At 35.6% G+C, this 23,822-nt stretch carries 20 protein-coding genes and 2 tRNA genes; 11 read left to right on the plus strand and 11 right to left on the minus strand.

Going from position 1 to position 23,822, the window contains the following annotated elements:
* Window position 1: 1 nt before the first annotated feature.
* Entirely contained in the window at window positions 2–3,484 is a 3,483-nt protein-coding gene (locus tag ACM6F9_RS15975; RefSeq protein ID WP_414846623.1) for a DUF2723 domain-containing protein, read from the plus strand.
* Window positions 3,485–3,798: 314 nt separating this feature from the next.
* Here the strand turns inward: ACM6F9_RS15975 and ACM6F9_RS15980 are convergent, their stop codons facing one another.
* From ACM6F9_RS15980 to ACM6F9_RS16005, 6 genes are all read right to left on the minus strand, one after another.
* Window positions 3,799–6,042, minus strand: a complete 2,244-nt coding sequence (locus tag ACM6F9_RS15980) for a nitric-oxide reductase large subunit (protein ID WP_414846624.1) — start codon at window positions 6,040–6,042, stop codon at window positions 3,799–3,801.
* A gap of 13 nt (window positions 6,043–6,055) precedes the next feature.
* Window positions 6,056–6,781 carry an iron-sulfur cluster repair di-iron protein gene (gene ric, locus ACM6F9_RS15985; protein WP_414846625.1) on the minus strand — a complete coding sequence of 242 codons (726 nt, stop codon included), beginning with the start codon at window positions 6,779–6,781 and terminating at the stop codon, window positions 6,056–6,058.
* A 43-nt stretch (window positions 6,782–6,824) separates the two neighbouring features.
* On the minus strand, window positions 6,825–7,253 hold the full coding sequence (locus tag ACM6F9_RS15990) for a c-type cytochrome (RefSeq protein WP_414846626.1): 429 nt from the start codon (window positions 7,251–7,253) through the stop codon (window positions 6,825–6,827).
* 15 nt (window positions 7,254–7,268) lie between these two features.
* Entirely contained in the window at window positions 7,269–7,718 is a 450-nt protein-coding gene (locus tag ACM6F9_RS15995; protein ID WP_414846627.1) for a hypothetical protein, read from the minus strand.
* 56 nt (window positions 7,719–7,774) lie between these two features.
* Window positions 7,775–8,206 carry an RrF2 family transcriptional regulator gene (locus ACM6F9_RS16000; protein WP_414846628.1) on the minus strand — a complete coding sequence of 144 codons (432 nt, stop codon included), beginning with the start codon at window positions 8,204–8,206 and terminating at the stop codon, window positions 7,775–7,777.
* A 102-nt stretch (window positions 8,207–8,308) separates the two neighbouring features.
* A complete protein-coding gene (locus tag ACM6F9_RS16005; protein WP_414846629.1) occupies window positions 8,309–9,121 on the minus strand; it encodes a helix-turn-helix domain-containing protein in 813 nt (270 codons plus the stop codon).
* A gap of 132 nt (window positions 9,122–9,253) precedes the next feature.
* Here ACM6F9_RS16005 and ACM6F9_RS16010 point away from each other — a divergent pair, with 132 nt between their 5' ends.
* The 5 genes from ACM6F9_RS16010 (at window position 9,254) to ACM6F9_RS16030 (ending at window position 15,155) form a co-directional block, all read left to right on the plus strand.
* The gene (locus tag ACM6F9_RS16010) at window positions 9,254–10,576 is read left to right on the plus strand and encodes a TolC family protein (protein WP_414846630.1); all 1,323 of its coding nucleotides are present in this window, start codon (window positions 9,254–9,256) and stop codon (window positions 10,574–10,576) included.
* Window positions 10,577–10,580: 4 nt separating this feature from the next.
* Window positions 10,581–11,645, plus strand: coding sequence for an HlyD family secretion protein (locus ACM6F9_RS16015; RefSeq protein WP_414846631.1), 1,065 nt, complete (start codon window positions 10,581–10,583; stop codon window positions 11,643–11,645).
* Window positions 11,638–13,230, plus strand: coding sequence for a beta-carotene 15,15'-monooxygenase (locus ACM6F9_RS16020; protein ID WP_414846632.1), 1,593 nt, complete (start codon window positions 11,638–11,640; stop codon window positions 13,228–13,230). The genes ACM6F9_RS16015 and ACM6F9_RS16020 overlap by 8 nt, the downstream gene beginning before the upstream one ends.
* 117 nt (window positions 13,231–13,347) lie before the next feature.
* Window positions 13,348–14,412 (plus strand): GlxA family transcriptional regulator, encoded by a 1,065-nt coding sequence (locus tag ACM6F9_RS16025; RefSeq protein ID WP_414846633.1) that lies wholly within the window; start codon window positions 13,348–13,350, stop codon window positions 14,410–14,412.
* Window positions 14,413–14,516: 104 nt separating this feature from the next.
* A complete protein-coding gene (locus ACM6F9_RS16030) occupies window positions 14,517–15,155 on the plus strand; it encodes a DJ-1/PfpI family protein (RefSeq protein WP_414846634.1) in 639 nt (212 codons plus the stop codon).
* Window positions 15,156–15,225: 70 nt separating this feature from the next.
* Here the strand turns inward: ACM6F9_RS16030 and ACM6F9_RS16035 are convergent, their stop codons facing one another.
* Complete coding sequence (locus tag ACM6F9_RS16035; RefSeq protein WP_414846635.1) at window positions 15,226–15,729, minus strand: transposase; 504 nt, start codon at window positions 15,727–15,729, stop codon at window positions 15,226–15,228.
* A 15-nt stretch (window positions 15,730–15,744) separates the two neighbouring features.
* Window positions 15,745–16,200, minus strand: a complete 456-nt coding sequence (locus ACM6F9_RS16040; protein WP_414846636.1) for a MarR family winged helix-turn-helix transcriptional regulator — start codon at window positions 16,198–16,200, stop codon at window positions 15,745–15,747.
* Window positions 16,201–16,486: 286 nt separating this feature from the next.
* Here ACM6F9_RS16040 and ACM6F9_RS16045 point away from each other — a divergent pair.
* Window positions 16,487–16,559, plus strand: a tRNA-Lys gene (locus ACM6F9_RS16045).
* 193 nt (window positions 16,560–16,752) lie between these two features.
* Here ACM6F9_RS16045 and ACM6F9_RS16050 read toward each other — a convergent pair.
* Window positions 16,753–16,914 carry a hypothetical protein gene (locus ACM6F9_RS16050; RefSeq protein ID WP_165790583.1) on the minus strand — a complete coding sequence of 54 codons (162 nt, stop codon included), beginning with the start codon at window positions 16,912–16,914 and terminating at the stop codon, window positions 16,753–16,755.
* Window positions 16,915–17,228: 314 nt separating this feature from the next.
* On the opposite strand from ACM6F9_RS16050, the gene ACM6F9_RS16055 reads away from it, so the two are divergent.
* Window positions 17,229–17,301: transfer RNA gene (locus tag ACM6F9_RS16055), tRNA-Lys, on the plus strand.
* A 389-nt stretch (window positions 17,302–17,690) separates the two neighbouring features.
* On the opposite strand, the gene ACM6F9_RS16060 is transcribed toward ACM6F9_RS16055, so the two are convergent.
* Entirely contained in the window at window positions 17,691–17,894 is a 204-nt protein-coding gene (locus ACM6F9_RS16060; RefSeq protein WP_414846637.1) for a hypothetical protein, read from the minus strand.
* A gap of 95 nt (window positions 17,895–17,989) precedes the next feature.
* Between ACM6F9_RS16060 and ACM6F9_RS16065 the strand changes: the two genes are divergently transcribed.
* Window positions 17,990–19,036 (plus strand): hypothetical protein, encoded by a 1,047-nt coding sequence (locus ACM6F9_RS16065; RefSeq protein ID WP_414846638.1) that lies wholly within the window; start codon window positions 17,990–17,992, stop codon window positions 19,034–19,036.
* Between the two features lie 326 nt (window positions 19,037–19,362).
* Here the strand turns inward: ACM6F9_RS16065 and ACM6F9_RS16070 are convergent, their stop codons facing one another.
* On the minus strand, window positions 19,363–19,848 hold the full coding sequence (locus ACM6F9_RS16070) for a GNAT family N-acetyltransferase (RefSeq protein ID WP_414846639.1): 486 nt from the start codon (window positions 19,846–19,848) through the stop codon (window positions 19,363–19,365).
* A gap of 425 nt (window positions 19,849–20,273) precedes the next feature.
* Between ACM6F9_RS16070 and ACM6F9_RS16075 the strand changes: the two genes are divergently transcribed.
* Both ACM6F9_RS16075 and ACM6F9_RS16080 read left to right on the plus strand, forming a co-directional pair.
* On the plus strand, window positions 20,274–21,767 hold the full coding sequence (locus ACM6F9_RS16075) for a tetratricopeptide repeat protein (RefSeq protein WP_414846640.1): 1,494 nt from the start codon (window positions 20,274–20,276) through the stop codon (window positions 21,765–21,767).
* Window positions 21,768–21,932: 165 nt separating this feature from the next.
* Window positions 21,933–23,357 carry a tetratricopeptide repeat protein gene (locus tag ACM6F9_RS16080; protein ID WP_414846641.1) on the plus strand — a complete coding sequence of 475 codons (1,425 nt, stop codon included), beginning with the start codon at window positions 21,933–21,935 and terminating at the stop codon, window positions 23,355–23,357.
* Window positions 23,358–23,822: the final 465 nt, after the last annotated feature.

Below are 23,822 nucleotides of genomic sequence, written 5' to 3' on the forward strand. Positions count from 1 at the left end.
TATGAAAAATTGGTCTTTTAAAAAATGGAACACCATACTGGGATGGTTCCTTTTCGCCATTGCGCTTATTACTTATCTTTCAACGATGGAACATTCCCTGAGTTTTTGGGATTGTGGAGAGTATATCTCTTCAGCTGTGAAACTGGAAGTTACCCATGCTCCGGGAGCCGCTTTGTTTCAGATTGTGGGAGCTGTAGCGAGTTTTTTTGCGTTAGGAAATGCTGAAAATTATTCTATTGTGATCAATGCTATGTCTGCATTATTCAGTGCCTTTACCATTTTGTTTCTATTCTGGACGATTACTCATTTTTTAAGAAGACTTTTACATAAAGATTTTGAAGAAATTACGAAACATCAACAAATCTCGATTCTTTTTGCCGGAGTAATCGGTGCTTTATGTTTTACATTTTCAGATACATTTTGGTTTTCGGCGGTAGAAGGAGAGGTGTATGCAATGGCTTCTATGTTTGTTGCTTTGCTGGTGTGGCTTATCACCAAATGGGAGAACGAATATAAAGCAGTTGACAGCGAGCGATGGATTATTCTTATTTTCTTCATCATCGGGCTTTCTGTAGGTGTACATATGATGTGTATGCTGGCTATTCCGGCTATCTGCCTGGTTTATTATGCCAGAAATTACACTTTTTCCTGGAAGAGTTTTATGATTGCGAATTTGATTACGCTGGGAATTCTTGCCTTCGTATTCAAAATTATTTTTCCTTTGATTATGACGATGTTTGGAAAACTTGAAATTTTCTTTGTGAATGGGCTGGGGCTTCCTTTCCATTCAGGAACAATTGCAGCGTTTGTTCTTATGACAGTAATCAGTTATCTCCTGATAAAATATGCCCGAAAAGCCAAAAGAAAAGTGTATCAGACTGTAGCCTTATCCCTTGTTTATATGATTATTGGATTCTCATGCTGGCTGGTGATCCCCATCAGAGCGAATGCCAATCCTCCGATGAACCTTAATGATCCGGATACAGCCATCGGAATGAGAGACTACTATAACAGAGCACAATATGGCGACTGGCCTACCATTTACGGACAGAACTACACCGCATTTCTCGACAGTAACGGATTAGAAAAAGATGAAGAAGGAAATTACAAAAAAGACATTACTGGAGATATTTACGAAAAAGACGAAAAAACAGGTACTTACAGAAAAGCCGGTGAAAGGTTCAATTATGTATTTAATAAATCTCATATCAGCTTTATGCCAAGGATGTTCAATGAAGATAAAGAAGTGATGGCCAACTATATTTCTTTATACGGAGCTCCTGATTTTACCTTTAATTATGATAACGAAGAAGCGGCAGACAATCCGGAAGCTAAAAGGATTTTCGAAGAATTGAGAGCGAAATATGAAGGAGATTCCATCACTGCGGAAGATTATCTGAAGGTAAAGCCTTATGATATTATTAAGGTTAAACGTCCTTCTTTGGCTCAGAATATGGACTATTTTTTCTCCTTTCAAACCGGATATTATTTTGTAAGATATCTGATGTGGAATTTTGTAGGGAGACAGAATGATCTTCAGGGGCATATGGAAAATACCAACGGTAACTGGATCTCAGGATTTTCTTTTATTGATAATACGTTATTGGGAGATCAGGATCATATGCCCGTCAAGTTTAAAAATGAAAGTACTGTAAAGTTTTTCTTTTTGCCATTGATTTTAGGTTTGTTTGGTTTCTTTTTCCAGCTCAACAGAGATTTTGGACGATTTTATGCCATGCTTTCACTGTTTATTTTGACAAGTCTGGGAATTGTTTTCTATACCGGAGTAAAACCATTTGAAGTAAGAGAAAGAGATTATGCCATGGTAGGTTCTTTTTACGCTTTTGCAATCTGGATAGGGTTGGGAGCGGGAGCACTCCTTTGGCTGATTCAATCTAAGGTTAAATCCAATGCTGCTAATATTGTTTTGGGAATAGTTTTATTAGGGGTTCCTTTTATGATGGGATTTCAGAATTATACTTCGCATGACAGAAGCAAAAAGACGGCAGCCCGTGATTATGCCTATTCGTTCTTACATTCGCTGCCTAAAAACGACATCATATTTATTTATGGTGATAATGATACTTTTCCGGTGTGGGCCATTCAGGAGACGGAAAGATTCAGAGATGATGTGAAAACGGTCAATTTTACACTTTTAGGTACGCCCTGGAATATTGATCAGGTAAAAAGAAAAACATACAATGCCATGGGAATTCCAAGTGAATTGACTCATGAAGAATACAGAGATGGAGTGAATGACGCCGTATATCTGATGACAAAACAAAATTGGGAACGGATTTTCCAAATGTTAAAAGAACAAGGAGCTCCGGAGACCGCTTTTCAGGAGTTCAGAAAATATCTGACCCAGGATTCGCTTACTTTAAAAGAGGCTATGAAATTCCTGAAATTAAAATCACCAGAAAAAGACGAGCTGTTGAAAATGTACGTTGGGGAAAATTATGAAAAATATAATATCCTTCCGGTGAGTAAATTTATTCTTCCTGTCAATAAAGAAAATGCTGTGAAATCTGGAATTATTAATAAAGCTGATCTTCCAAATACCGAGGATCAGATCATGATTAATTATGAAGCCAGTTTACTTTATAAAAGCAATCTGATGCTGCTGGATATGCTGGCTAATTTCGATTGGAAACGTTCTATAAATTTCTCTTCAGGCGGAATGTACGACAGTGAAAACATTTTTTATCTGGATGAGTATCTTCAATTTGACGGTTTCAGTTACAGGCTGGTTCCTATTCACACTCCTCAGAAACCGGATGGAGACAAAGGAAGAGTAGATGCCAATTCTCTTTATCAGGTGGTGAAAAACTTCAGATGGGGAAATTTTAAAGACCTGAGTAATTATTATGATGAAACGGCTACGTCTAATATTCTGGGCTACAGAACGTCGGTTAGCAGAGCTGTGTCTGCACTTGTGGCAAGCGGACAGAAAGCTAAAGCATTAGAATTACTGGATCTTGCAGCCAAAGAAATTCCTGTGGAAAAATATAATGATCCGCGCTCATTAAGTGCCATGGTTACAGGATATATTGCTGCCGGACAGGAACAAAAAGGTCTTGAACTGGCAGAAACGCTGAAAAAAGGAATATTTGAAGAGTACGATTATTACCAAAACCTGACCCCTTCATTTAAAGCAATGGCCAAAAGACAGATGAAGTCAAAACCGATGGAATATGCACTTGTTGTTTCAGCGGTTACAGATGGTTACAAGACTTTGGGTGAGAATGAAAAAGCAAAAGCTTACCTTTTAAAATCAATGGAGCCGATTGATAAGAAATTCAATGTATTTATAAAAGGACTGCAGCAGATGGGCAAAGAAAAGGCCGCGAAAGAAGCTGAAAATGTTCGCCAGATTGCTCCTTTTTATCAGTATTTATTTAATGTGATGGAGCCGTTTGATTCCACGTATTCCAGAAAAAAAGAACTTGAAATTACCAATGCGCTAATGAAAGTAACGCAGTAAATCTTAAATAAAAGCCTTTAAATTCAATATTTAAAGGCTTTTTAATGTAAATGGAATTTTATTTTATAAACGCAAAGAATTACATACTTGATTCTATTTATTGAGAGCAAGTAGATTTGATCAATTTCATTGATCATTTTTAAGCGAATGTATTATCATAAAGCTTCATCCGCGACAAAGTCGCTCTTCTTCGCTCCCTTGAAATAAATGGGACCATAATATTCCTTTGCGTTAAAAATCAACATCGGAATAAAGCTTTTTAAAAATCCTCAAACCTCACAAGTTCAAAAATCGATGAGGTTGAATCATTCATCCTAACGCTTTTCTTTCAACGACCAGCCAAATTTCAATCCAATGATAAAAATAACCAAAAGCAATTCACCGGCAGCCAATAAAATATCTCCAGGCACCCGCATCCATCTTAGAAAATGCATGATGTCCGTTTGCATAAATTCTGCAGAACGTGCATACCAGTAACCTTCTTTTATAGAAGCCACAGACTGCATAATTCCTATTGGAAGAAGACTGATGGTTACCATCACCAGCAATCCTATGTTGATCATCCAGAATGCCCAGCCTATTAATTTATCATTCCACTGACGGTCAGGATAAAGCCCGCGCAAAACAAACATCATCAATCCGATTCCCAGAATTCCATAGACTCCAAACAAGGCAGCGTGACCGTGCACCGCTGTGGTATTCAGTCCCTGAATATAATACAATGCAATAGGAGGGTTGATAGCAAATCCGAAGATCCCTGCACCAAGAAAATTCCAAAAACACATGGCTATGAAACAGTATATAGGCCATTTGTAAGCCTGAATCCAAGGCGTTGATTTACTTAACTGATAGTTTTGGTAGGCTTCATAACCTATCAAAACAAGCGGAACAATTTCAAGTGCACTGAAAGTTGCTCCCAATGCCAGCACAGCGGTTGGCGTAGCACTGAAATACAAATGGTGGAATGTTCCCAAAATGCCTCCGCCAAGAAAGATAATGGTAGAAAATAAAACGGCATTGGTGGCAGATTTTAGTCTTAATAATCCGAGTCTTGTAAATAAAAATGCAGCCACTACCGTTGCGAACACTTCAAAAAAACCTTCTACCCAAAGATGAACCACCCACCATCTCCAATATTCGGCAATGGCCATATGAGTTTGCCTTCCATACATTAATCCTGCACCATAAAATAAGGCAATTGCTACAGATGAAAGCGTAAATAAGGTTAATAAATGACGGTCTCCATCTTTACGTCTTAAAGCCGGAAGCAGTGCTCTGACCATTAAAACCAACCAAAGGATAAGGCCTATGAGTAATAATACCTGCCAAACTCTGCCCAGTTCTACATATTCATATCCCTGATGGCCCCAAAGGAAATTATCTACCAGACCAAGCTTTTGCATCACACCAAGCCATTGTCCGGTTAAAGATCCCAGTACAACAATCAGTAAGGCACCGAATAATATATTGACTCCCAATTTCTGATATTTCGGCTCATACCCTGAAACGGCTGGAGCAATATAAAGTCCTGTGGCCAGCCATGAGGTAGCAATCCAGAATATGGCGAGCTGTACATGCCAGCTTCTGGAAACCGACTGTGGCAAAAACTGATCCAAAGGAATTCCATAAAATCCGCTTCCTTCCACACCATAATGCGCGGTAACGACTCCTGCAAGCATTTGAACAAGAATCAGCAATGCTACCACCCAGATATATTTCAATGTGGCTTTCATAGAAGGTGTTGGCTTCATATTTCTCAGTGGATCTCCGTGTGGAAGAACCTCACTGATCTCTTCCTCTTTGTTCCTTGCATGGTAAAATACCAAAAGCCCCACACTCCCTAATAAAAGTAAAATACTGAATCCTGACCACAAATGAAGTGAAGGAGGGGGAACATTTCCAACGGACTCATCATGAGGCCAGTTATTGGTATAGGTTACATCATCTCCCGGCCTTTCCGTAATACACACCCAGGTGCTCCATGCAAAGAAAGCATTCATTTTGGCCATTCTTCCGGTATCTTTGATGGTATTCTCCGGAATAGCGTACTGATCACGGAGTGTTGCCATGGAAGCATCATTCATAAATAAATTTGAATAATACTGTGCAAGCTGTTTCTGCACTTCAGCCCGTTCAGGAGAGAATATAATTTCATTTTTACTCTCGTTAAAAGTATTGGTACGAAGCTCTTTTTTCAGCAATACCTGATATTTCGCCTGTTCTTCATCCGGAAGGTTTTTATAAACCTTTCCATCCTTTTTGGCCAGTTCATGAAGCAGCAGAACAGATTCGCGGTGAAGGTAATCTGCCGTCCAGTCTGGAGCAATATAGGCACCATGTCCCCAGATACTTCCTACCGTTTGTCCACCAATAGACTGCCAGACGTTCTGCCCGTCTTTAATATCCTGTGCGGTTGCAATCACAGTTCCATCTGTAGTTACTACTTTGTCCGGAATTGGCGGTATTTTTCTGTAAATTTCAGTTCCATAGAAGATCAATACAGCAAACGACGCAATCATTACTACAGCAAGCCATATCCAAAGTTTTTTAGGTGTCATTCAGTATTAATTTTTAAGATTCAACGGCAAATTCTTTCTCCAGTCGGATGGCTTTTGGGAAAAGGATATTATTTTCAAGGTGGATGTGTTTATGCAGATCATTTTCAAAATCCTGAAGCATGGCAAAAGCAACTTTATAAGTGTTGCAGGCATCCGCTGGCGGAAGATATTCATTGGTGATTTCTGCAATCCTTCTGAAACGGTCGCCTTCTATTGTATGATCATGTTCCATCATGTGGACCGGATTTTCTACCGTTCCAAAATGAGGTTTTTGAAGGGTATTGCCGGATAGTTTAGCTTTCACCATTTTCTTTACAAATGGGAACAGAATCAGTTCTTCTTTTTTCATATGAGCGGCCAGATCGTGTGCCGATTCATTAAATAAAGAATTGATTTCAAACAATTCAGGATGTCTTCCTCCGTGCACTTTACACAATTTATCAAGAAATGCCTGCAAAACGGGAGTTTTTTCTTCTACATAACGATGGTGGGTTTTCTCGATGTAATCTGTGAGAAGATCCAGAGGCCAGCTGTTGAAGTCTATTGAGGAACCTTCATTTTTTGGAAGCGCTTCCAGTTCTTCATAAATTTTTTCGGGAGCAAGTTTCTTATTGCTGCATGCTTCTTCAATGGTTCTTCCGCCTTTACAGCAGAAATCAATGCCATGTCTTTTAAAAATTGCAGCTGTTCTGAAATCTTCAGCTACCATATTACCTATAAAGTCTGTTCTTGTATTCATAATATAATACTTTTTTGTCTTTTATTATTTTAAATTTTTTTTATTACTTTTTAAGTGATAGGATATATTTTACCATCTGCTTGGCATTCTCTTTACTCAAGCCTGTATGAGGAGTCATGGGAATTTCGCCCCAATTGCCTTTACCACCGTCAATGATTTTTTGTGCCAGCATATCAAGATCTGTGTCCGTATATTTTGCTGCAACTTCCTGGTAAGAAGGACCTATTAATTTTGAATCTATTTTATGGCAGGTAAGGCAGTCGGTTCCTTCTATTAATTTCAACCCTTCATGTTTTGATGCATCTATGGATGCAGGAACTTCCGGAGTTGTTTCTACTGGTTGTGGCTCAATATTTTGTGATGTAGAATATGGTTCCGGCTGTGGAATGGGAGTGGTTTCTGTTTTGGAGCATGAAAATAATATTGCGGTTAAGGTTATTGCGCCTATGGTATTTAGAATAAGTTTTTTCATAATGAATTGGTTTTGCTATTGAACTGGGTTTCTTTTGAATTGTAAAGTGATGGCTGTCATCAGCATCAATGCTTTCGCGGTTTCTGCATAAATAAAATAGTCGTGCAATGGAGTAGGAGATACTGCTTTTCCTGATGAAAGTAAGTCGACACGAGAATCTAATACAGGTAACAGCCAGAACTGCTCTAAAGCAAGTAATGAAAATAAAATTACCAGAAGAATAAAATCAATTTTCGTATAATTTCTTCGGCTGATGAGCATCAGAACCAAGATTACAATAAGAAATCCCCACTGCATTTTTGATGAGAGTCCAAACATGAGCTTTCCCAGTCCTAGTGCTGTTGGAAGGGTAATCCCGGGAACCTGAAACTTCAAAGGAGTCTCCAGAAAACTGATGGTGATAAACATTCCGGTCATTAGACAGAATAGCATCAGTACAAGTGGATTTTTAAGATATAATTTCATGATGATTTATTTAATATTAAAAGATCTTTTTATCTTTTATTAATTTAAATTTTTTTTTAAGCTTTTAAATGAGTGAGTTGTAAATCCAGATTATCAACAAACATTTGAATTTTTGAAGTTTCAAGCATAATACGCAAATCCTGTCTGATGCTTTTAAATTGATCATGAAGCGGGCACGGATGTATTTCTGAACATTGATCAAGCCCAAGTCCGCAACCGGTAAAAAGCTTATCTCCGTCAATTTCTTTTACAATATCAGCAATGGAAGTATTCAGATTTTTTTGATCCATATAGAAACCTCCGTTTGGACCTTTGGCGGATTGCACAAATCCTTTTCTGCCCAGATCCTGTAAAATTTTAGCAATAAAATGTTCTGGTGAATGGATGCTTTTTGAAATGTCCTTAATCCCGACCCTGCTGTCATTTTTAGACTGCTGGGCAATATAGATCAAGGCTCTTAAAGCATATTCACAGGTTTTTGAAAACATTTTACTGAGTTTTATGGGACAAATATAGAAAGATATTTTTAATAAAAGATAAATTAGTCTTTTATTTTTTTCTAAATCTGATGAAGATCATTTCTAAGCTCTCTATCCCAACATATTTTGGGTTGCTTTATTACTTTTTCTAAGATCAGATGGCCTCGATTGGGTAAATTCATGAAAAGTATCACTGAATGCACTGATAGAGCTATAGCCTACATCATCGGCAATTTCATTGATGGGTTTGTCTGTATTTAAAAGCAGTTCAATGGCTTTGATGATTCTTAATGTTTTCAGATACTGAAGAAAAGAAATGTCCATATCCGCTTTGAAAAGTCGTGACAGAGAGCGCTCACTCAAACCAAATCTACTGCTGATATTGGACAGAGTAAGCTTTTCTCCGATATTCCATTCCAGATAAGAAACTATTTTCATCATCTGTTTGTTATGGGTCGCAGGAAGAATAATAGGCAAGGGCTGTTGATGGGTTTTGGGAAGAATCTTTTTTAATGCCACTAAAAATTCAAAGTTTTCATCTTTTGCCGTGATATGTTTTTCATCCCAGATTTCAGTGTACTTGATCATCTGAATCAAAAGTTCTGATGCCGGATAAATTCCCAGCCGGCTATAGAAAGGATCTGCAGTATCATCATGAGCATAAAAATAAAGCGATCTCAGGACAGTGGCGGTATATCCGATCTCTAAAATGTGTTCCATCCCTTGCGGAATCCAGAAAAAGTGTCTTGCCGGAACTACATAGGTTCTGTTATTAATCGTAATATAGGCGATACCTCCTTCTACATAGCTCAACTGCCCCTTTGTATGTTTATGAAAAGGAATCAGTTTTTCTGATTTTTCGTGCATTACAAATACACTTTTATCGTCTTTATCAATGTCAGGAAGTGCAGCAATTAATCCCATAAAAAAGTTTAAAGTTCCAAAGAAAATGCAAATATAAGCATTTGGCCGGAATCATGTAAAAGTTGACTATTTTAGATAAATAATATTTCCGGATTGCCAATAAATTTGCAGTGCAATAATTCAAAAATTCAAATGAAAACTTATGTCGCCGGATTACTGATAGTTGGAATTTCCTACACCCTATCAGCTCAAACCGGTAGTCCAGCAAAGGATACCATACGTCTCTCCCTAAAAGACGCATGGCAAAAAGCGGAAGAAAATAGCCGCAACATCAGAATCAATACCATCAGTGCAGACATTGCCGAAGCTGAAGTAAAAGATGCTAAAAGAGAGCGTTTGCCGGAGATTGATGTAAAAGGTTCGGTAGAAAAAGCATCCAATATTCCTATCTATGAAAACGGAATTTTTTCCAGACCCACACAGCATGAAGTGATTCATACGCTTTACCGGGCCGGAGCAGATTTTTACCTGAACATTTATAACGGAAACAAACTGAATCTTAAGATCAAAGAAAACCAAACGCTTCAAAAAATTAAGAATATTCAGAAGAAACAGTCGGTTTCAGATATTCATTATAAAACAGCAGCCCTTTATCTTGAACTTCAGAAAACTTTGATTTTCAGAGATCTGATAAAACACGATATAGAGGATCAAAAAACACAGCTTAAAGAAATACAGGTACTTTATAAAAACGGCGTGGTTTTAAAAAGTGATGTGTTAAGAATTGAACTTGAGCTTTCAAAACGAAAAATGACACTGATTACCATAGAAAATGATATTCTGATTGCTACCCAAAAACTGAATATTATTCTCGGAATTCCTGATGACCAGATGGTGATGCCCGAAGCACCCATTAATCAGTGGAACGAAAACACTACCTACAATGAATATCTGAAACTGGCATTGGACCATTCTTTCAACTACCATGTTTCAGGACAGCAGACAGAATTGAGTAAACTGAAAGTGAAGCAGGTAAAAGCCAATGTACGCCCTAAAATTGGGATGTATGGCGAATTTTATTATGCCAATCCGCAGATTTTCCTTTATCCTTATAATCCTTATTGGTATTCGTTGGGAATTGTGGGAATTAAGGCTTCATTTTCCATTTCTTCCCTTTATCATAATACAAATAAAGTAAAAGAGGCACAGCTGGAATTTGAAAAAGAAGAAGAGGCACACAAGGATACAGAAGATCAGGTAAGGCAACAGGTGAAAGAAGCGTATTTGCGCTATCAGGAAGCTCTTGAACAGATAAAAGTAGCAGAAGCGAATGTCATTCAGGCCAAAGAGAACGCACGTATCATTAAGAATACCTATTTCAGCCAGACTTCTCTTATTACAGAACTGCTGGATGCTGATATACAGCTGCTTCAGACAAAATTTGAGCTGGAAGCAGCCAAGATCATGGCTCAAAATAATTACTATTTATTACAAAATATTACAGGAATTTTATAATACAATGAAAAAAAAATATACTCCCACCGATAGATTGATTACAAAGATTACAGGATGGATTTCAGTTCTAATCGTAGCTGCACTTGCAGTTTGGGGCGGTTTTACCCTCAAAAATTATTATGCTTATGAGCAGACCAATGATGCGCAGGTTCAGGAATATGTGAATCCTATTATTTCAAGAGCCGGAGGGTTTATCGTAGCCGTAAAGTTTGAAGAAAATCAGGAGGTCAAAAAAGGAGATACCCTTTTAATCATTGATAACCGTGAATATATTCTTCAGGAAAAACAGACTCAGGCAGCCATTCAGAAAGCCCGCGCACAACTGAGAGTGTTGGAAAGCACTACTGGTACCACAGAAAAAGAAGCCGCAGTAGCAATGGCCCAGGTGGATGCCAGTAAAGCGAAAGTCTGGAAACAACAGCTGGATTATGACAGATATAAAAAGCTGTATGATGAAGAATCTGCTACTAAGCAGCGTCTTGAAGATGTGAAAGCAACACTGGATGTGAATGAAAGCGATTATAAATCTTCACAGGATAATTATGCGGCATCAGTATCTAAAATTAATGATATTCAGGCTGAAAAAACGGTTGTATTAGCTGAAATTGCAAGACTGGAAGCATTGTTGGATCGTCACAAACTGGATGTGAGTTATACCGCTGTCACAGCAGCCTATGATGGAAGGATGGGAAGAAGAACGGTTGAGGTAGGGCAGATGATTGATGCCGGAGAAACCTTGGCATTTATTGTTAATAACGAAACCGATAAATGGGTGGTAGCCAATTATAAAGAGACACAGATCAAAGATATGCACATCGGTGATCATGTGAAAATTGTGGCCGATTCTTATCCGGACAGAGAATTTAAAGGGACGATAATCTCACTTTCTCCTGCAACAGGATCAAGTTTTTCACTGCTTCCACCGGATAACTCTACCGGAAATTACGTGAAAATTGTACAGCGTATTCCTGTGAGAATTAAAGTGGATGGAATAAGGAAAGATATTGATGTTCTGAAAGTAGGAATGAACGTAAATGTATATGCCGATAAAAAGCATTCCAATGGTTAAAAGACAAATGCCCTATTTTAAAAAATGGGCTCCGGAATGGCTGGTGAAGATTATTCTTTTTTCAATGACGCTTCCGGGAATTATTATATTTTTTCTTCCCTTGGCGAATGTGAATGCAGCTGCGGGATATTATGGATGTGAACCGGCAGATATTCAGTTTTCTGTAGCATTGTTTTATGCCGGATATGTAGGTTTTTATAGCTTGGAAAGGAGGTTTTTCAGTTTTCTGGCCGCCAAAGAATATTTTCTTCTGTTTACTACACTACAGATTCTGGCTTGTCTGATTTGTTATTTCACTCGTGAAGTTTACATTCTGTTTCCGGTTCGTTTTATACAGGGAATGTTGTTTGCAGGGAATGTCAATCTTTCGCTTACCCTTATTTTTACCCGGCTGAGTAGTGAAAGAGGAAGGGAGATCAGTTTTTCTGTATTTTTCGGAATTCTGATCTGTGCATTACCATTCAATAACCTGATTACGGCGGATCTAATTGACTCCTATAATTTTAATATTGTTTATAAAACCGCCATATTCTCCTATCTGCCGGGACTTATTTTCCTGACTTTTGCGATGAGCAATTACAGAACCCATGCCAGATTTCATCTCTATAAACTTGACTGGCAGAGTTTTGGGCTGTTCAGTACAATATTGGTTCTGGTAGGATATATTACCATTTTTGGTCAGGAATATTATTGGCTGGAAGATAACCGGATTCTGGGAAGTGTAATCGGAATTATTGTTTTAACTAGTATATCCATATTCCGCCAGCAGGCTATTAAAAGACCTTATATTGACCTGCGGGTTTTCAGATACCGAAACTTTAAAGTGGGTTTACTGATTCTTTTTGTAATGTACATCTGCAGGTTTGCATCAGGAATTGTGAATACTTACTTTGCTGCAGAATTGCATTTAGATCCGTTTCATATTTCTTATATTAATATTTTTAATCTGGCCGGGCTGGTTATCGGAGTAATCATTGCCTGCTGTATGGTTTTGCAAAAGAAAAATATACGGTTTATCTGGGTTCCTGGCTTTCTTATGCTGTTGATTTTTCATGGATTAATGTATTATTCTTTTGATGTTCAGGCTGATGAATTTAATTATTACATCCCATTATTCCTTCAGGGATTGGGGGTAGGATTGATTATGGTTCCTACAATCATTTTTATTATTTCGTCCGTTCCTGCCATAATTGGACCTTCCGCTGCTGCAACGGCTTTAGCAATCCGATATCTTGGATTTTGCGTCAGCATTGCTTTGATTAATTTTTTTGAACTTTTTGAAAAAAGTCGTCATTATAATGCTTTTCAGGATCATTTAAGTGCTGTAGATCCTGCTGTCAAGATTTTTCTTCACCAGCAGACAGCTAAACTGGTTGCCAGAGGAATGCCTGAAGGTAAGGCTGTAAAAGCTGCCAATAAGTTATTGATTGGAAGGATGAATGTTCAGAATCATGTCCGTTTTGCCATGGATTATTACGAAATGATGGTCTGGCTTCTTGCCGCTTCATTGTTATTGATTTTAATTTTTCCTTATCTGAATCGTACTGCTCTTTATTTGAAATCCCGCAGATTGTCACCGGCTTAAGGATGGATTCTTAATTAAAAGTATAGCTTGTTAGCTAATTTTATAGTAGAGTGCTGAGACTGTCTTATAGGCAGTCTCTTTTTATTGTGGTTGAATATCTATTTTGGCCGAAACAGTATGTTTTTTGTCATTGCAGACAAAATGCTTTCTCTTTACATTTGTACTCATACAGAACGAGATATGAGGAAAGAAGGACAATATGCCGAAGTGAAAAACATAGTGCTTCTGGCATTGCCACAAGTGCAGCTGCTTGATATTGCCGGACCTCTGGATGTTTTTACAGCCGCAAGCCGATTTTTGAGCAGTGACAGTTATGATGGAGGTTATCATGTTTATCTGGTTTCCGGAACTTCCGAGAAAACCATTTGTTCCGGTTCAGGAATGCCTTTATTGTGCAGTCATACCATTTATGATATTGATTTTCCTATAGATACTTTGTTGGTGGCTGGGACAACCTTGTGCGTATTAGATGAGATCAGCCCGGATATTTATCATTATCTCCAAAATATAAGGTCAGAAGTAAGGCGTTTAGGATCCGTTTGTGTAGGAGCATTTGTTCTGGCCAAAGCAGGTCTGTTGGATGGTAAACAGGTAACAACTCATTGGAAATTTGCAGACACATTGCAGAAATCCTACCCAAAACTGGAGGTGAATGTCAATCCTTTTTTTATTTGTGATAAACCTATCTATACTTCAGGAGGTGTTTCTTCGGGGATGGATCTTGCATTAGCTCTTTTAGAAGAAGATTTTGGAAAACCGTTGGCCACAGAAGTTGCCCGTCATCTTGTGCTGCATTTAAAAAGATCCGGAATGCAATCGCAGTTTGGAAATGCTCTGCCAGAATATGAAATGATGTCTCCTCTTACAAAAGATGTTCGTGACCTGTTGAAAGATAAGCTGGGTGAAACAATAACAATAGAATACATCGCAGAGTCACTTAACATGAGTATTCGTAATTTTTCCAGAGTATTTGTAAAAGAATCAGGAATGCCACCGGGTAAATTTCTTGAAAAAATGAGGTTGGATCAGGCTAAAAATATGCTGGAATATACCGATATGAGCGTGGATATGATTGCGGATAAATGTGGTTTTAGCAATTCGGTTTCGCTTAGCAGAGTATTTCTTAAAAATATTTCCATTTCTCCGGCACAATACCGGAAAGCATTCAAGACCACAGAATAATTGTTTTTTCTTCTGAATTAACATAAAACTGATCATCCTCAATGGTCAGCAGGGTAGACCTGTGCCTTTCTTCAAAAAATAATAATCTTAAAAATAACAGCATTATGAAACACGTACAAAACAGGAAAACAATGAATGTCGCATTTTTAATCTATGATCAGGTAGAAGCCCTTGATTTAAACGGACCTTTAGATGTTTTTGTAAAAGCAAATGTCATCCATCCAAATTCCTATCATTGCTTTACAGTCGGGAAGATAAAAGAACCTGTGTATATGGAAGCCAATACAATGGCCATCATTCCTACTTATGACATTCATACATGCCCTAAACCGGATATGATTGTTGTTCCAGGAGCAAATCCAGAGCACATTATGAAGTATATTCAGGATAAAGACTTTCAGGGAACTGTGCTGAAATGGATCAAAGACAATTACGATCTAGGTACTGTAGTATTTACAGTATGTACAGGAAGTATGCTGCTTACCGGAACAGGTATACTGGCCAATCATAAGATTACAACACATAGTATGTTGCTAGATACCCTGGAACAGCATAACCTTGAGGCTAATGTAATCAGAAATGTGCGTTATGTTGATCAGGAACAGCTAATTACTACTGCAGGAATTACAGCCGGAATTGATGCTGCCCTTTATCTTATTGGAAAGCATCTGGGGCAGGAAACTGTTGATACAATTGTTGAAATTTTTGAATATCAGAATAATAAAGTTGATGTTTCAAATTAGAACTAAAACTATTTTATTTTACAATTTCGCCAACTGTAAAAGTTGGCGAAATTTATTTTTTGAATAATAATTAATGACGGAAGCTGAAAAGTTTGATACAAAGAGGAATAAAGCCCATTGATAAGGCAATATAAATAGCTACCCGCACATAATTAAGGGTTTTCCAGAGTGATATCCGGGATATTATTTCTTCTGAAACGGAAGAGGATGCTGCCAGGTTTTGGAATTGTATAATATGAGGAGCAAAAAAGGTTAGCGTCCAGACTCTTACCGCTGCATGAATGACGAATAAAGCCAACAGCCAGTTCCTTACCGGATCTATTTTCCAGCAAAAAATAATAGCAAATATGAAAGCGATCTCATGAAGGGAATGAAGAATGATCCAGAAAAATTTCAGACTTGCTCCTTTTCCATCCTGAAGGAATTTAAATGTGTCGGGTGGGGAAGAAGCCCATTTTGGGACAAATACAAGAGTTTCGAAAATCTGTGCGCCATTCATAAGGAAATAAAGCAATGTGGTAATACAAAGCCATATTTCTGCGCGGCTAATTGAAGTGACGGTTAAACTTTCCATGGTTTTATAATGGTTTTATGGGGTGTTTAAATGATCTGCTGTTTCTTTCATAATAATCGTTGCCTCTCTGAAATACCGCTCAATGGATTCTATTTCCTTTTGAGAAAAAGTAGCAATGAGTGCAAGTGTTTTCTGCTGCAGCTCATCGAAAATAGGACCCAATAATTTCATGCTGTTCTCAACATTTGGAATGATGACTACTTTTCTTCGGTCTTCCGGGATAAACTGCCTCTTAAGTAGATTTTTTTTTTCCAGCCTGTCTATCAATCCTGTCACGGCACCGGTAGTAAGGCCTGTTAACTTTGAAATTTCACCTGCTGTTATAGATTCATACTTCAGAATAAGTCCCAGATACTTATGGTCAGCACTGGAAAGACCTGCTTTTCTGGCAATAGCTTCGTGCATAAAAATAGAAGCATCAGAATATGATCTGCTGGCTTCACGAAAATCCTGTATATTATTTTTAGTCATCTATTTAATTTAATTACTAATTATCTTAGTTGCTAAGATATATTTTATTTTTGATTCAGCAAAATATTTTTATTATGTCTAAAAAATTTGTTCATTTGGCAATTTCCGTTATTCCAGTAATTTTTATCAAAAAAAATAATTAACGTAATTAATTTATAAACAAGCGTTTGACTTTTTGACAGTAAATTTTATTATAAAAAAGCCCGGAAAAGTTTGGAATTTAAGACTGTTTTTCTATCTTTGCAGTCCCTTAAACAAAGGGATTTACTTGATAAAGTAAATGGCCGACTCGGTAGCTCAGCAGGTAGAGCAATACACTTTTAATGTATGGGTCCTGGGTTCGAATCCCAGCCGGGTCACTATCTGAAAGATGTGAAAATGAAATTTTCAAATACATCGGAAAAATATTAAAAAAACCTGCAAATTTAAATTTGCAGGTTTTTTGTTTATAGTGTTTGCTATAATGTTTCAAAAATGGTCGATTATTATACATTTGTATTAACTGACCAGTTTGATTTTACTCGTTCATTCAATTGAAATTCAGGAATATCGTTACTCTTCGTTTTTCGGTTTAAAGTTTTTCCCAACTCCCTGACGGAGAAATGTAATTTTTCCCTGTACTTTTTTTGCTTTTTCAAGGACTTCCAATGCTTTTGCTCGTTCGTTGATTTTGCCAGCATGTGTTATATTGTCCTGACGTTCATTTTTTTTCATGCTATAATATAGTGAATTTATTTGAAAAAAACAAATTATAGTTCTGAAAATTCATATAAGAAATTTTTAAGCAAAGAATTTTTATCTATTAGAGATTATTTTAAGTAATAAGAGTAAGGGTTTCTGTTCATTTTTACAATATTCAAAATTTAAATCACAGAGCTAGTTCCAGAGTGAAAAATTTTTCTCTCTGATTTTGTAAAAGTTAGCGTAGTTCAGGTTGTGAAATCTCAGGAAAGTATTGTAAATAAAGAAAAAGTTTCTATCTTTGCAGTCCCTTAAACAAAGGGATTTACTTGAAAAAGTAAGCGGCCGACTCGGTAGCTCAGCTGGTAGAGCAATACACTTTTAATGTATGGGTCCTGGGTTCGAATCCCAGCCGGGTCACTTTTAACAAAAAGAGAATATGTAATTAAATTATTGCATGTTCTCTTTTTTTATTTAAAGTTGTATCCAATTTTTAGAAAAGATAAATTTTAAATCTATTTGTACTGTATTTAATCGTATAATAGTGCTTTTATTTTAAATGAGTGCAAATATTCCAGGATTTGAAATCTGTTGTTTCAAAATAATCAAACATTCTATTTATCGCTCGCTGTATTCCTCAACTTATCATCTTATTAGAAATATTGCTTTTTCCTTATTCTCTTTTTTTTAGAATTAGATATAGCAGTGCATAATTAAAACAAGAATTTTTATTTTATATTAAAGTTATAAAAACTGATTTGAGTAATTTATGATCTCATTTTTAATTTTGAAAGTGCTCTTTTTCCTTTTTAAAGATCATTATTATGTTTGATATTATCAAAAAATGTATGAATTTCAATTAATATGATTTGATACTCTTCACCTAATACCTTCTTTGTTTTGTTATTATTGCTGTTTTTATTATTTTGATTTTCAATATATTGTGTGCTTTGTGGTAATTTTGTGTTATATCTTTTTTTTGAAAATAAGTTTGTTTTTCCTTCAATTTGCAAAATAGAATTTTACAAACACAATTGAATCAGCAAACTTTAAAAAATGATGAACATTATTTTTTAATCAATCTATAATTTTATAAAACACATTAAAGATGAAAAAATTATTATTTCCAGCAGCATTAGCTGCTTCTTTAAACATGTACTGTCAAATGGGTGTCAATACTCCATCACCCGCATCTACTTTTGACATCAAAGCAAAAAATACAACAGGAACTTCAACCAATGTAGATGGACTTATAATCCCAAGAGTGGACCGACAAAGAGCTCAAAGTATGGTAAGTATTCCTAACTCTACACTGATCTATATAAATAACATTGCTACTGGATCACAAACCGGAAATGCCATTAATATAGATACTGTGGGATATTATTACTTTGATGCCACCAATGTATGGACGAAGTTGAATTCAGGCAACAATCCCACAAACATTTACAATGCAGATGGAACACTTACAGGAAACAGAACTGTAAAGCAAAATGCTAATACATTGAACTTTACCGGAACTGCAGTAAATGCTTTTTCAGTAGATGATGGATCCCTTTCTGTGGATGCTGCCAACAACAGGGTAGGAATAGCAACTACTGCTCCAACTAATTCACTTGACGTAAACGGAACGGCAAGAGTAAGGACTATAAATACGGCTGCATCTGCTTTGGGAGTTGGTCTTATTACTCCTGTATATGCACAGACTGACGGAGTTCTGGTGAAGCCATCTACTAATGATCATTTTGGGGAGCTTAGATCTAATAACGCTTTTGTAATTCCTAATACAGATGCAACTATGTTTTTAACTATTGATTCAGGGATCTATAAAGTTATTATTACCTCAATTGATGGTTGTGGTGGTGGAACTGTTGCAGAGTATTATTATGCTAATTTTGCGGGTAATAACTTTATTGCTGTAAACGGTTTGGGAGGAATGACAGATTCCGGTAGTGGGACACAAAAATCTCCTACATTTAACAATACTTCAAGGGCTGTAGTTGAAACTTCTTGGACGGGTATAGTGTCTTGCCAGTCGGGGGGTAATGCTACTGCTTTTAATTATACTTTAACAGCTCATGGAACTTCGTTGAATATCAAAAATACAGGAAATGTCACACAAAATTTTTATATAACGCTTATTAGAATGTTCTAAAAAATAGTCTATATGTTTTTTATTATAAAATGGTTTGTACAAGGAAAATACACTAATTAAAAAAAATTACTTAATACAGATCAATATATTACTTAGCATTAACTAAGAAAGGCGATTCATTTGAATTGCCTTTCTTAGTTAAAAAGAACTATTATAATAAAGCTTGCAGTTTTATGCTTCACAAAATATTTCTGCATTTTTGTTTGGGGTATTATATAATATTGATTTTGATTAGAAAAAAACGGATAATTCTAAATCATAAGAAGTAATGTCTAAAACTATGAAGGATAGCCAAAGCTCTGCTTTGAGGTAATTTATTAGCTTTTTTATTCACATATATATTTCATACTAATGTTGTGACTCAGACCTTCCTTGGAGATACTCTCTACTTCTTCAAATCCAGCTTTTTTATACAGGTTGTAAGCCTTATCGTTACCATGGGTGACTTCTAAATGGATTTCAATATCATTAAATTTTTGACGTGCTTCATCAATAATAGCTTCAATTAGTTCCAGACCTACATTTTTTCCCTGATACTCTTTTTTTACGTACATCTGGTAAATATTTCCAATATTATTTTCATCTTTCACAAACGTACAGATCCCAATAAGTTCCTTGTCTGCAAAGGCTCCCAATACAAATCTTTCCTCTGTTTGTTCTTCAATATCATTTTCCATCCGAAATTTTTCAATTTTCAGAGCTTCCTGATAATTTGCTCCAAATGATTCAGGAAATTTCTCTAGGCTTTCCAGTCGGATAGCTCTATAGATTTTACTTTCTTCAGGAAAAATTTTCCTATAATTAATATTCATAATTTGTTATTGATTGATATGTGTTTATTAATTTTTTAATTTAAAATTTAGAATTATTTTAATGCTAAATTTAATATATATGATTTGTTTAGCTTAAATAATTGTCAGGAATTTTTTACCGCTGAAGATATTTGTAACAATTTTCATTTCAGGTAGTCTTATTATAAACAAAACATTCGTTTTTTTGATCAGAAATGCCTACATAAAATTCTGATATAGTAAAAAGTGTCTGTTTATGGGGAAAATTGTGTTACTTTATTTAAATATTACATTTTTGCAAAATAAGATGCTTATTTCACAATAAGCATGATAAATTATGTATATTTATAACACATATTGGGGAATAATAATAAAAGAATAGTAGAAAATTATCAACATATTTTTACGAAATATGTATAGGTAGACATAGGGAAAAGTTGGTGGTGATGGGAAAAATAGATTTGATCTTTTTTAAAAATAAAAAGAGGCATCCAAAGGACATAAAGAAAGTAATAGCTTATACAATCTGTATAGGATTGTTTTTGTGTATATTTTCTTGTAATCAGGATTCTCATGATAAGGAAAGAGAAAATTTTGATGTTTCTTTATTGACTCAAAGTGCTGAACTGCAGCTGTCCGGCAGGTATGAATCTTTTGTCCACCTCAATATAACCTATCTGAAAAAAGCTGCTAAAATGAAATATAAAGCAGGAAAAGGGTTATGTTACCTGAACATGGCAGGAGTCAATGTCTCAGCAGGGAATTACGAAAAAGCCCGCTTTTTTTTCAATAAAGCAGAGAAAGATTTGGAAAACTCTGAGAATCCTTATCACAAAGCAACCTTCTATGATGATTACAGTTTTTATTATTCGCATCTTAAACTAAACGATAAGGCTCTAGAATGTAATAATAAAGCTTTTCAATATTTAAAACAGGCAAAAAAAACGAAACTTACTCAAAAGCTTCTTCCAAGACTATATGTAAATAAAGGCATTTATTATGCATGGAAAGGATGGTTGGGAACCTCTTTAAAATGCTTTACAAAAGCCAATGCGCTGGAAAATTCAGCCTACACAAACTGTATGGTTGCTCAGTACTATTTATTTGTTCATAAGCCAGATTCTGCAGGGATATATATAGCCCGGGCAGATGAAAAAATGTTGAACCAAAAAACGACAGATGTAGAATCTCTTTGGGTTTACTATACCATGGGATATTACTATAATGAAATGGATAATAGTGAACAGGCTGAAAAAGCACTGAAAAAAGCACTGGAAATTAATATTAAAACAAGACATACCTATTCTTCACATATAAAAGACGTTTATAAAGCTCTTGCGGAGTTGTATAAGAAAAAAAATGAAGGAGAAAAAGCCTACTTTTATTTAAAAAGATACATGGAGGAAGAGGGAAGGTCTGATGTCTCCCGATTTGCTGCAATGAATAAAGCTACCGAAGATTTTATGTTGGAAGTAAAGCAGGAATCCGACTGGCATAAGAATGATCTCCCATTATTTATCGCTTTATCTATAACTGTTCTTACCGTTTCAGGAGTATATGTAAGAAAGATGATCAGTGGTCTGAAGCAGAAGAAAAATACATTGAAAGAACAGACAGATGCTTTGAAAAACAGTGTTCAAACAAAACAGCTGGAAGAAATTACTGAGCTTGCCAAGCTCAATGATTCCTCTTTTCTATTGAAGTTCAAAGAACTGTATCCTGAATTTATTAAAGCACTTCTAGAGATCAACCCTGACCTTGAAAATTCTGAACTTACCTTCTGTGCTATGCTAAAACTGCGTTTTTCGTCAAAGGAAATCGCAGACTATACTTTTGTACAGCACAGATCTGTTCAGCAGAAAAAATACAGAATCAGAAAAAGAATGAATATCCCTGGAGAAACAGATATTTATGACTTTTTTGAAAACTTAGGTGAATAATGGAATTGATCACAATAAAAGTTGCCTGATTCTGTTTTATGAAAAGATTTTATTATTCATCTCAGCAGAAATAACTATTGAAAACTTAAAAACGTTAGTAGAGTTTCTAAGAGATTATCTTTTAATTATAATTTATACAGAAATTTAGCTTAAATAAAGAAACATATGACACGTATTTTTCTTGCAGTTTTATTTATTATTTTGGTTTCTTGTCATTCTCATTCAAAAAAAGAGGCAGAACAGAAATTTGATCTTTCTTTGCTGAGGCAGAATGAGAAATTTAGAATTGCCGGAGAATATGACTCCTTAATCAGTCTTAATAAAAGATATTACAAACAAGCAGATAAAATAAACTATGCCGATGGAAAAGCTCTGTGCTATATCAATCTGGCAGAACTTAATATTTCACTGGAAAACTTTCAAAAATCCCAGATTCTTTTTGATAATGCAAAAGAAATCCTTGATAATTCGGAAGATAATTTACATAAAGCCAGGTTTTATAATGTGTATGGTCGTTTTAATCTAGAACTCCGAAGGCTTAATAAAGCTTTTCAATACAATAATGAGGCGATGAGCTTTGTGCACAAAAGCTTTCCATCAGAACTCAAAACCGATTTACTTTTCAGTATTTATTTTAGACAAGCCATTTATTTTATCCAAAAAAAGAATTACGAAAAAGCTCTTGAATATTTCCATAAAGCAAAGAAATTAGACGATACTGGATCAACGGATTGTGCAATAGGTGATTATGTGTATATGCATAAAAATAAGGATTCAGCCTATAAATATGTAACGGTTGCTTATAATAAAGCCAATTTAAGAAGAAAAGAAGACGGTGTCGCTTTATATGCAAATACCATTATGGGAGAATATTATCTTACCTATAAAGAATACGGTAAAGCTGAAGAAGCTCTTAAGAATGCATTGAAAATTAATGAGAAAACAAAACGTATTTATGCTTACTATGGCAAATATATTTATAACGATCTCAGGGTGTTGTATGAACGTACAGGCGATAAAGAAAAAGCATATCTTTATTTGAAGGCATATACGGATGCTTATTATAAAGCCAATACCTCTTTATTGGCAACCATTAATCAGGATATGGAGGCTTTTATTACAGGAGCGCAAAAGGATGCGGATCGGCATCAGAGTAAAATATATTGGATTATTCTTCTCTCACTGGCAGGGCTTTCTTTACTGGGATTATATGCCTGGAGGATTATTCGTGCTTTAGGAAAAAGAAAAGAGGATCTTACAATAGAAGCGGAAAGGCTGAAGATAAGAATGAATGATAACAAACAGGAAGAGATTATAGAACTTGGGAAAAAGAATGATCCTGACTTTCTGGATCGTTTTAAAGAAGTTTATCCTGATTTTATAGATCAGCTTTTATCCATTAATCCTGGTCTTGAAAGTTCCGAGTTGGTTTTTTGTGCCATGCTGAAACTGCATTTTACATCTAAAGAAATTGCAAGCTATACTTTGGTTCAGCACAGAAGTGTTCAGCAGAAAAAATATAGAATCAGAAAAAAACTGAATATTCCCAGCGAAACAGATATCTATCTCTTTTTTGATACGCTGAAATAACTCAAAAAAAAACTGTCTGATTCATCAGGTCAGACAGCACTCGAAATATTCTCTTTTCACCACTTGTATTTTTTTTCGTGGTCTCAGGGTCAAATATGAAAATTTTTAACCAAAACAGAAAAAAAGACTCTACTACACGGGTACTACATGGGGCATTTGTGTTTTTAAATATTTGATATACAGTTGTTTAGCGTTTTTAGGGGTTCTGCCTGTTTATTGATGAAATAAAGTATGAATGTTTCTGAACTGCCTCATATTTTGATCCGCATTTCTAATAATTTATCATTTTTGAGTTCTTTGGAGAAGTATTTTTTCTGATTTTCAAACAGTTTTTATCATTTTCTTTGAGATGGAAAAACTGTATGGTTTTTTGTATTTAAAAAGTGATAGAATGAAACATGAAAATATGCGTGAAATATAATTTATTGATAATGAGTTTGTTATATTATTGTTGTATCTGTGTAG

Origin of the sequence: Chryseobacterium sp. IT-36CA2, from assembly GCF_949767875.1 — a bacterium.
Classification (GTDB): Bacteria; Bacteroidota; Bacteroidia; order Flavobacteriales; family Weeksellaceae; genus Chryseobacterium.

Coding starts and splice junctions, on each gene's coding strand:
- ACM6F9_RS16050 (WP_165790583.1), bottom strand. CDS start 16,914: ATGAAAAAAAATGAACGTCAGGACAATATAACACATGCTGGCAAAATC.
- ACM6F9_RS16030 (WP_414846634.1), top strand. CDS start 14,517: ATGAAACACGTACAAAACAGGAAAACAATGAATGTCGCATTTTTAATC.
- ACM6F9_RS16010 (WP_414846630.1), top strand. CDS start 9,254: ATGAAAACTTATGTCGCCGGATTACTGATAGTTGGAATTTCCTACACC.
- ACM6F9_RS15980 (WP_414846624.1), bottom strand. CDS start 6,042: ATGACACCTAAAAAACTTTGGATATGGCTTGCTGTAGTAATGATTGCG.
- ACM6F9_RS16080 (WP_414846641.1), top strand. CDS start 21,933: ATGACACGTATTTTTCTTGCAGTTTTATTTATTATTTTGGTTTCTTGT.
- ACM6F9_RS15990 (WP_414846626.1), bottom strand. CDS start 7,253: ATGAAAAAACTTATTCTAAATACCATAGGCGCAATAACCTTAACCGCA.
- ACM6F9_RS16015 (WP_414846631.1), top strand. CDS start 10,581: ATGAAAAAAAAATATACTCCCACCGATAGATTGATTACAAAGATTACA.
- ACM6F9_RS16065 (WP_414846638.1), top strand. CDS start 17,990: ATGAAAAAATTATTATTTCCAGCAGCATTAGCTGCTTCTTTAAACATG.
- ric (WP_414846625.1), bottom strand. CDS start 6,781: ATGAATACAAGAACAGACTTTATAGGTAATATGGTAGCTGAAGATTTC.
- ACM6F9_RS16020 (WP_414846632.1), top strand. CDS start 11,638: ATGGTTAAAAGACAAATGCCCTATTTTAAAAAATGGGCTCCGGAATGG.
- ACM6F9_RS16040 (WP_414846636.1), bottom strand. CDS start 16,200: ATGACTAAAAATAATATACAGGATTTTCGTGAAGCCAGCAGATCATAT.
- ACM6F9_RS16075 (WP_414846640.1), top strand. CDS start 20,274: ATGGGAAAAATAGATTTGATCTTTTTTAAAAATAAAAAGAGGCATCCA.
- ACM6F9_RS15975 (WP_414846623.1), top strand. CDS start 2: ATGAAAAATTGGTCTTTTAAAAAATGGAACACCATACTGGGATGGTTC.
- ACM6F9_RS16025 (WP_414846633.1), top strand. CDS start 13,348: ATGTTTTTTGTCATTGCAGACAAAATGCTTTCTCTTTACATTTGTACT.
- ACM6F9_RS16000 (WP_414846628.1), bottom strand. CDS start 8,206: ATGTTTTCAAAAACCTGTGAATATGCTTTAAGAGCCTTGATCTATATT.
- ACM6F9_RS15995 (WP_414846627.1), bottom strand. CDS start 7,718: ATGAAATTATATCTTAAAAATCCACTTGTACTGATGCTATTCTGTCTA.
- ACM6F9_RS16070 (WP_414846639.1), bottom strand. CDS start 19,848: ATGAATATTAATTATAGGAAAATTTTTCCTGAAGAAAGTAAAATCTAT.
- ACM6F9_RS16035 (WP_414846635.1), bottom strand. CDS start 15,729: ATGGAAAGTTTAACCGTCACTTCAATTAGCCGCGCAGAAATATGGCTT.
- ACM6F9_RS16005 (WP_414846629.1), bottom strand. CDS start 9,121: ATGGGATTAATTGCTGCACTTCCTGACATTGATAAAGACGATAAAAGT.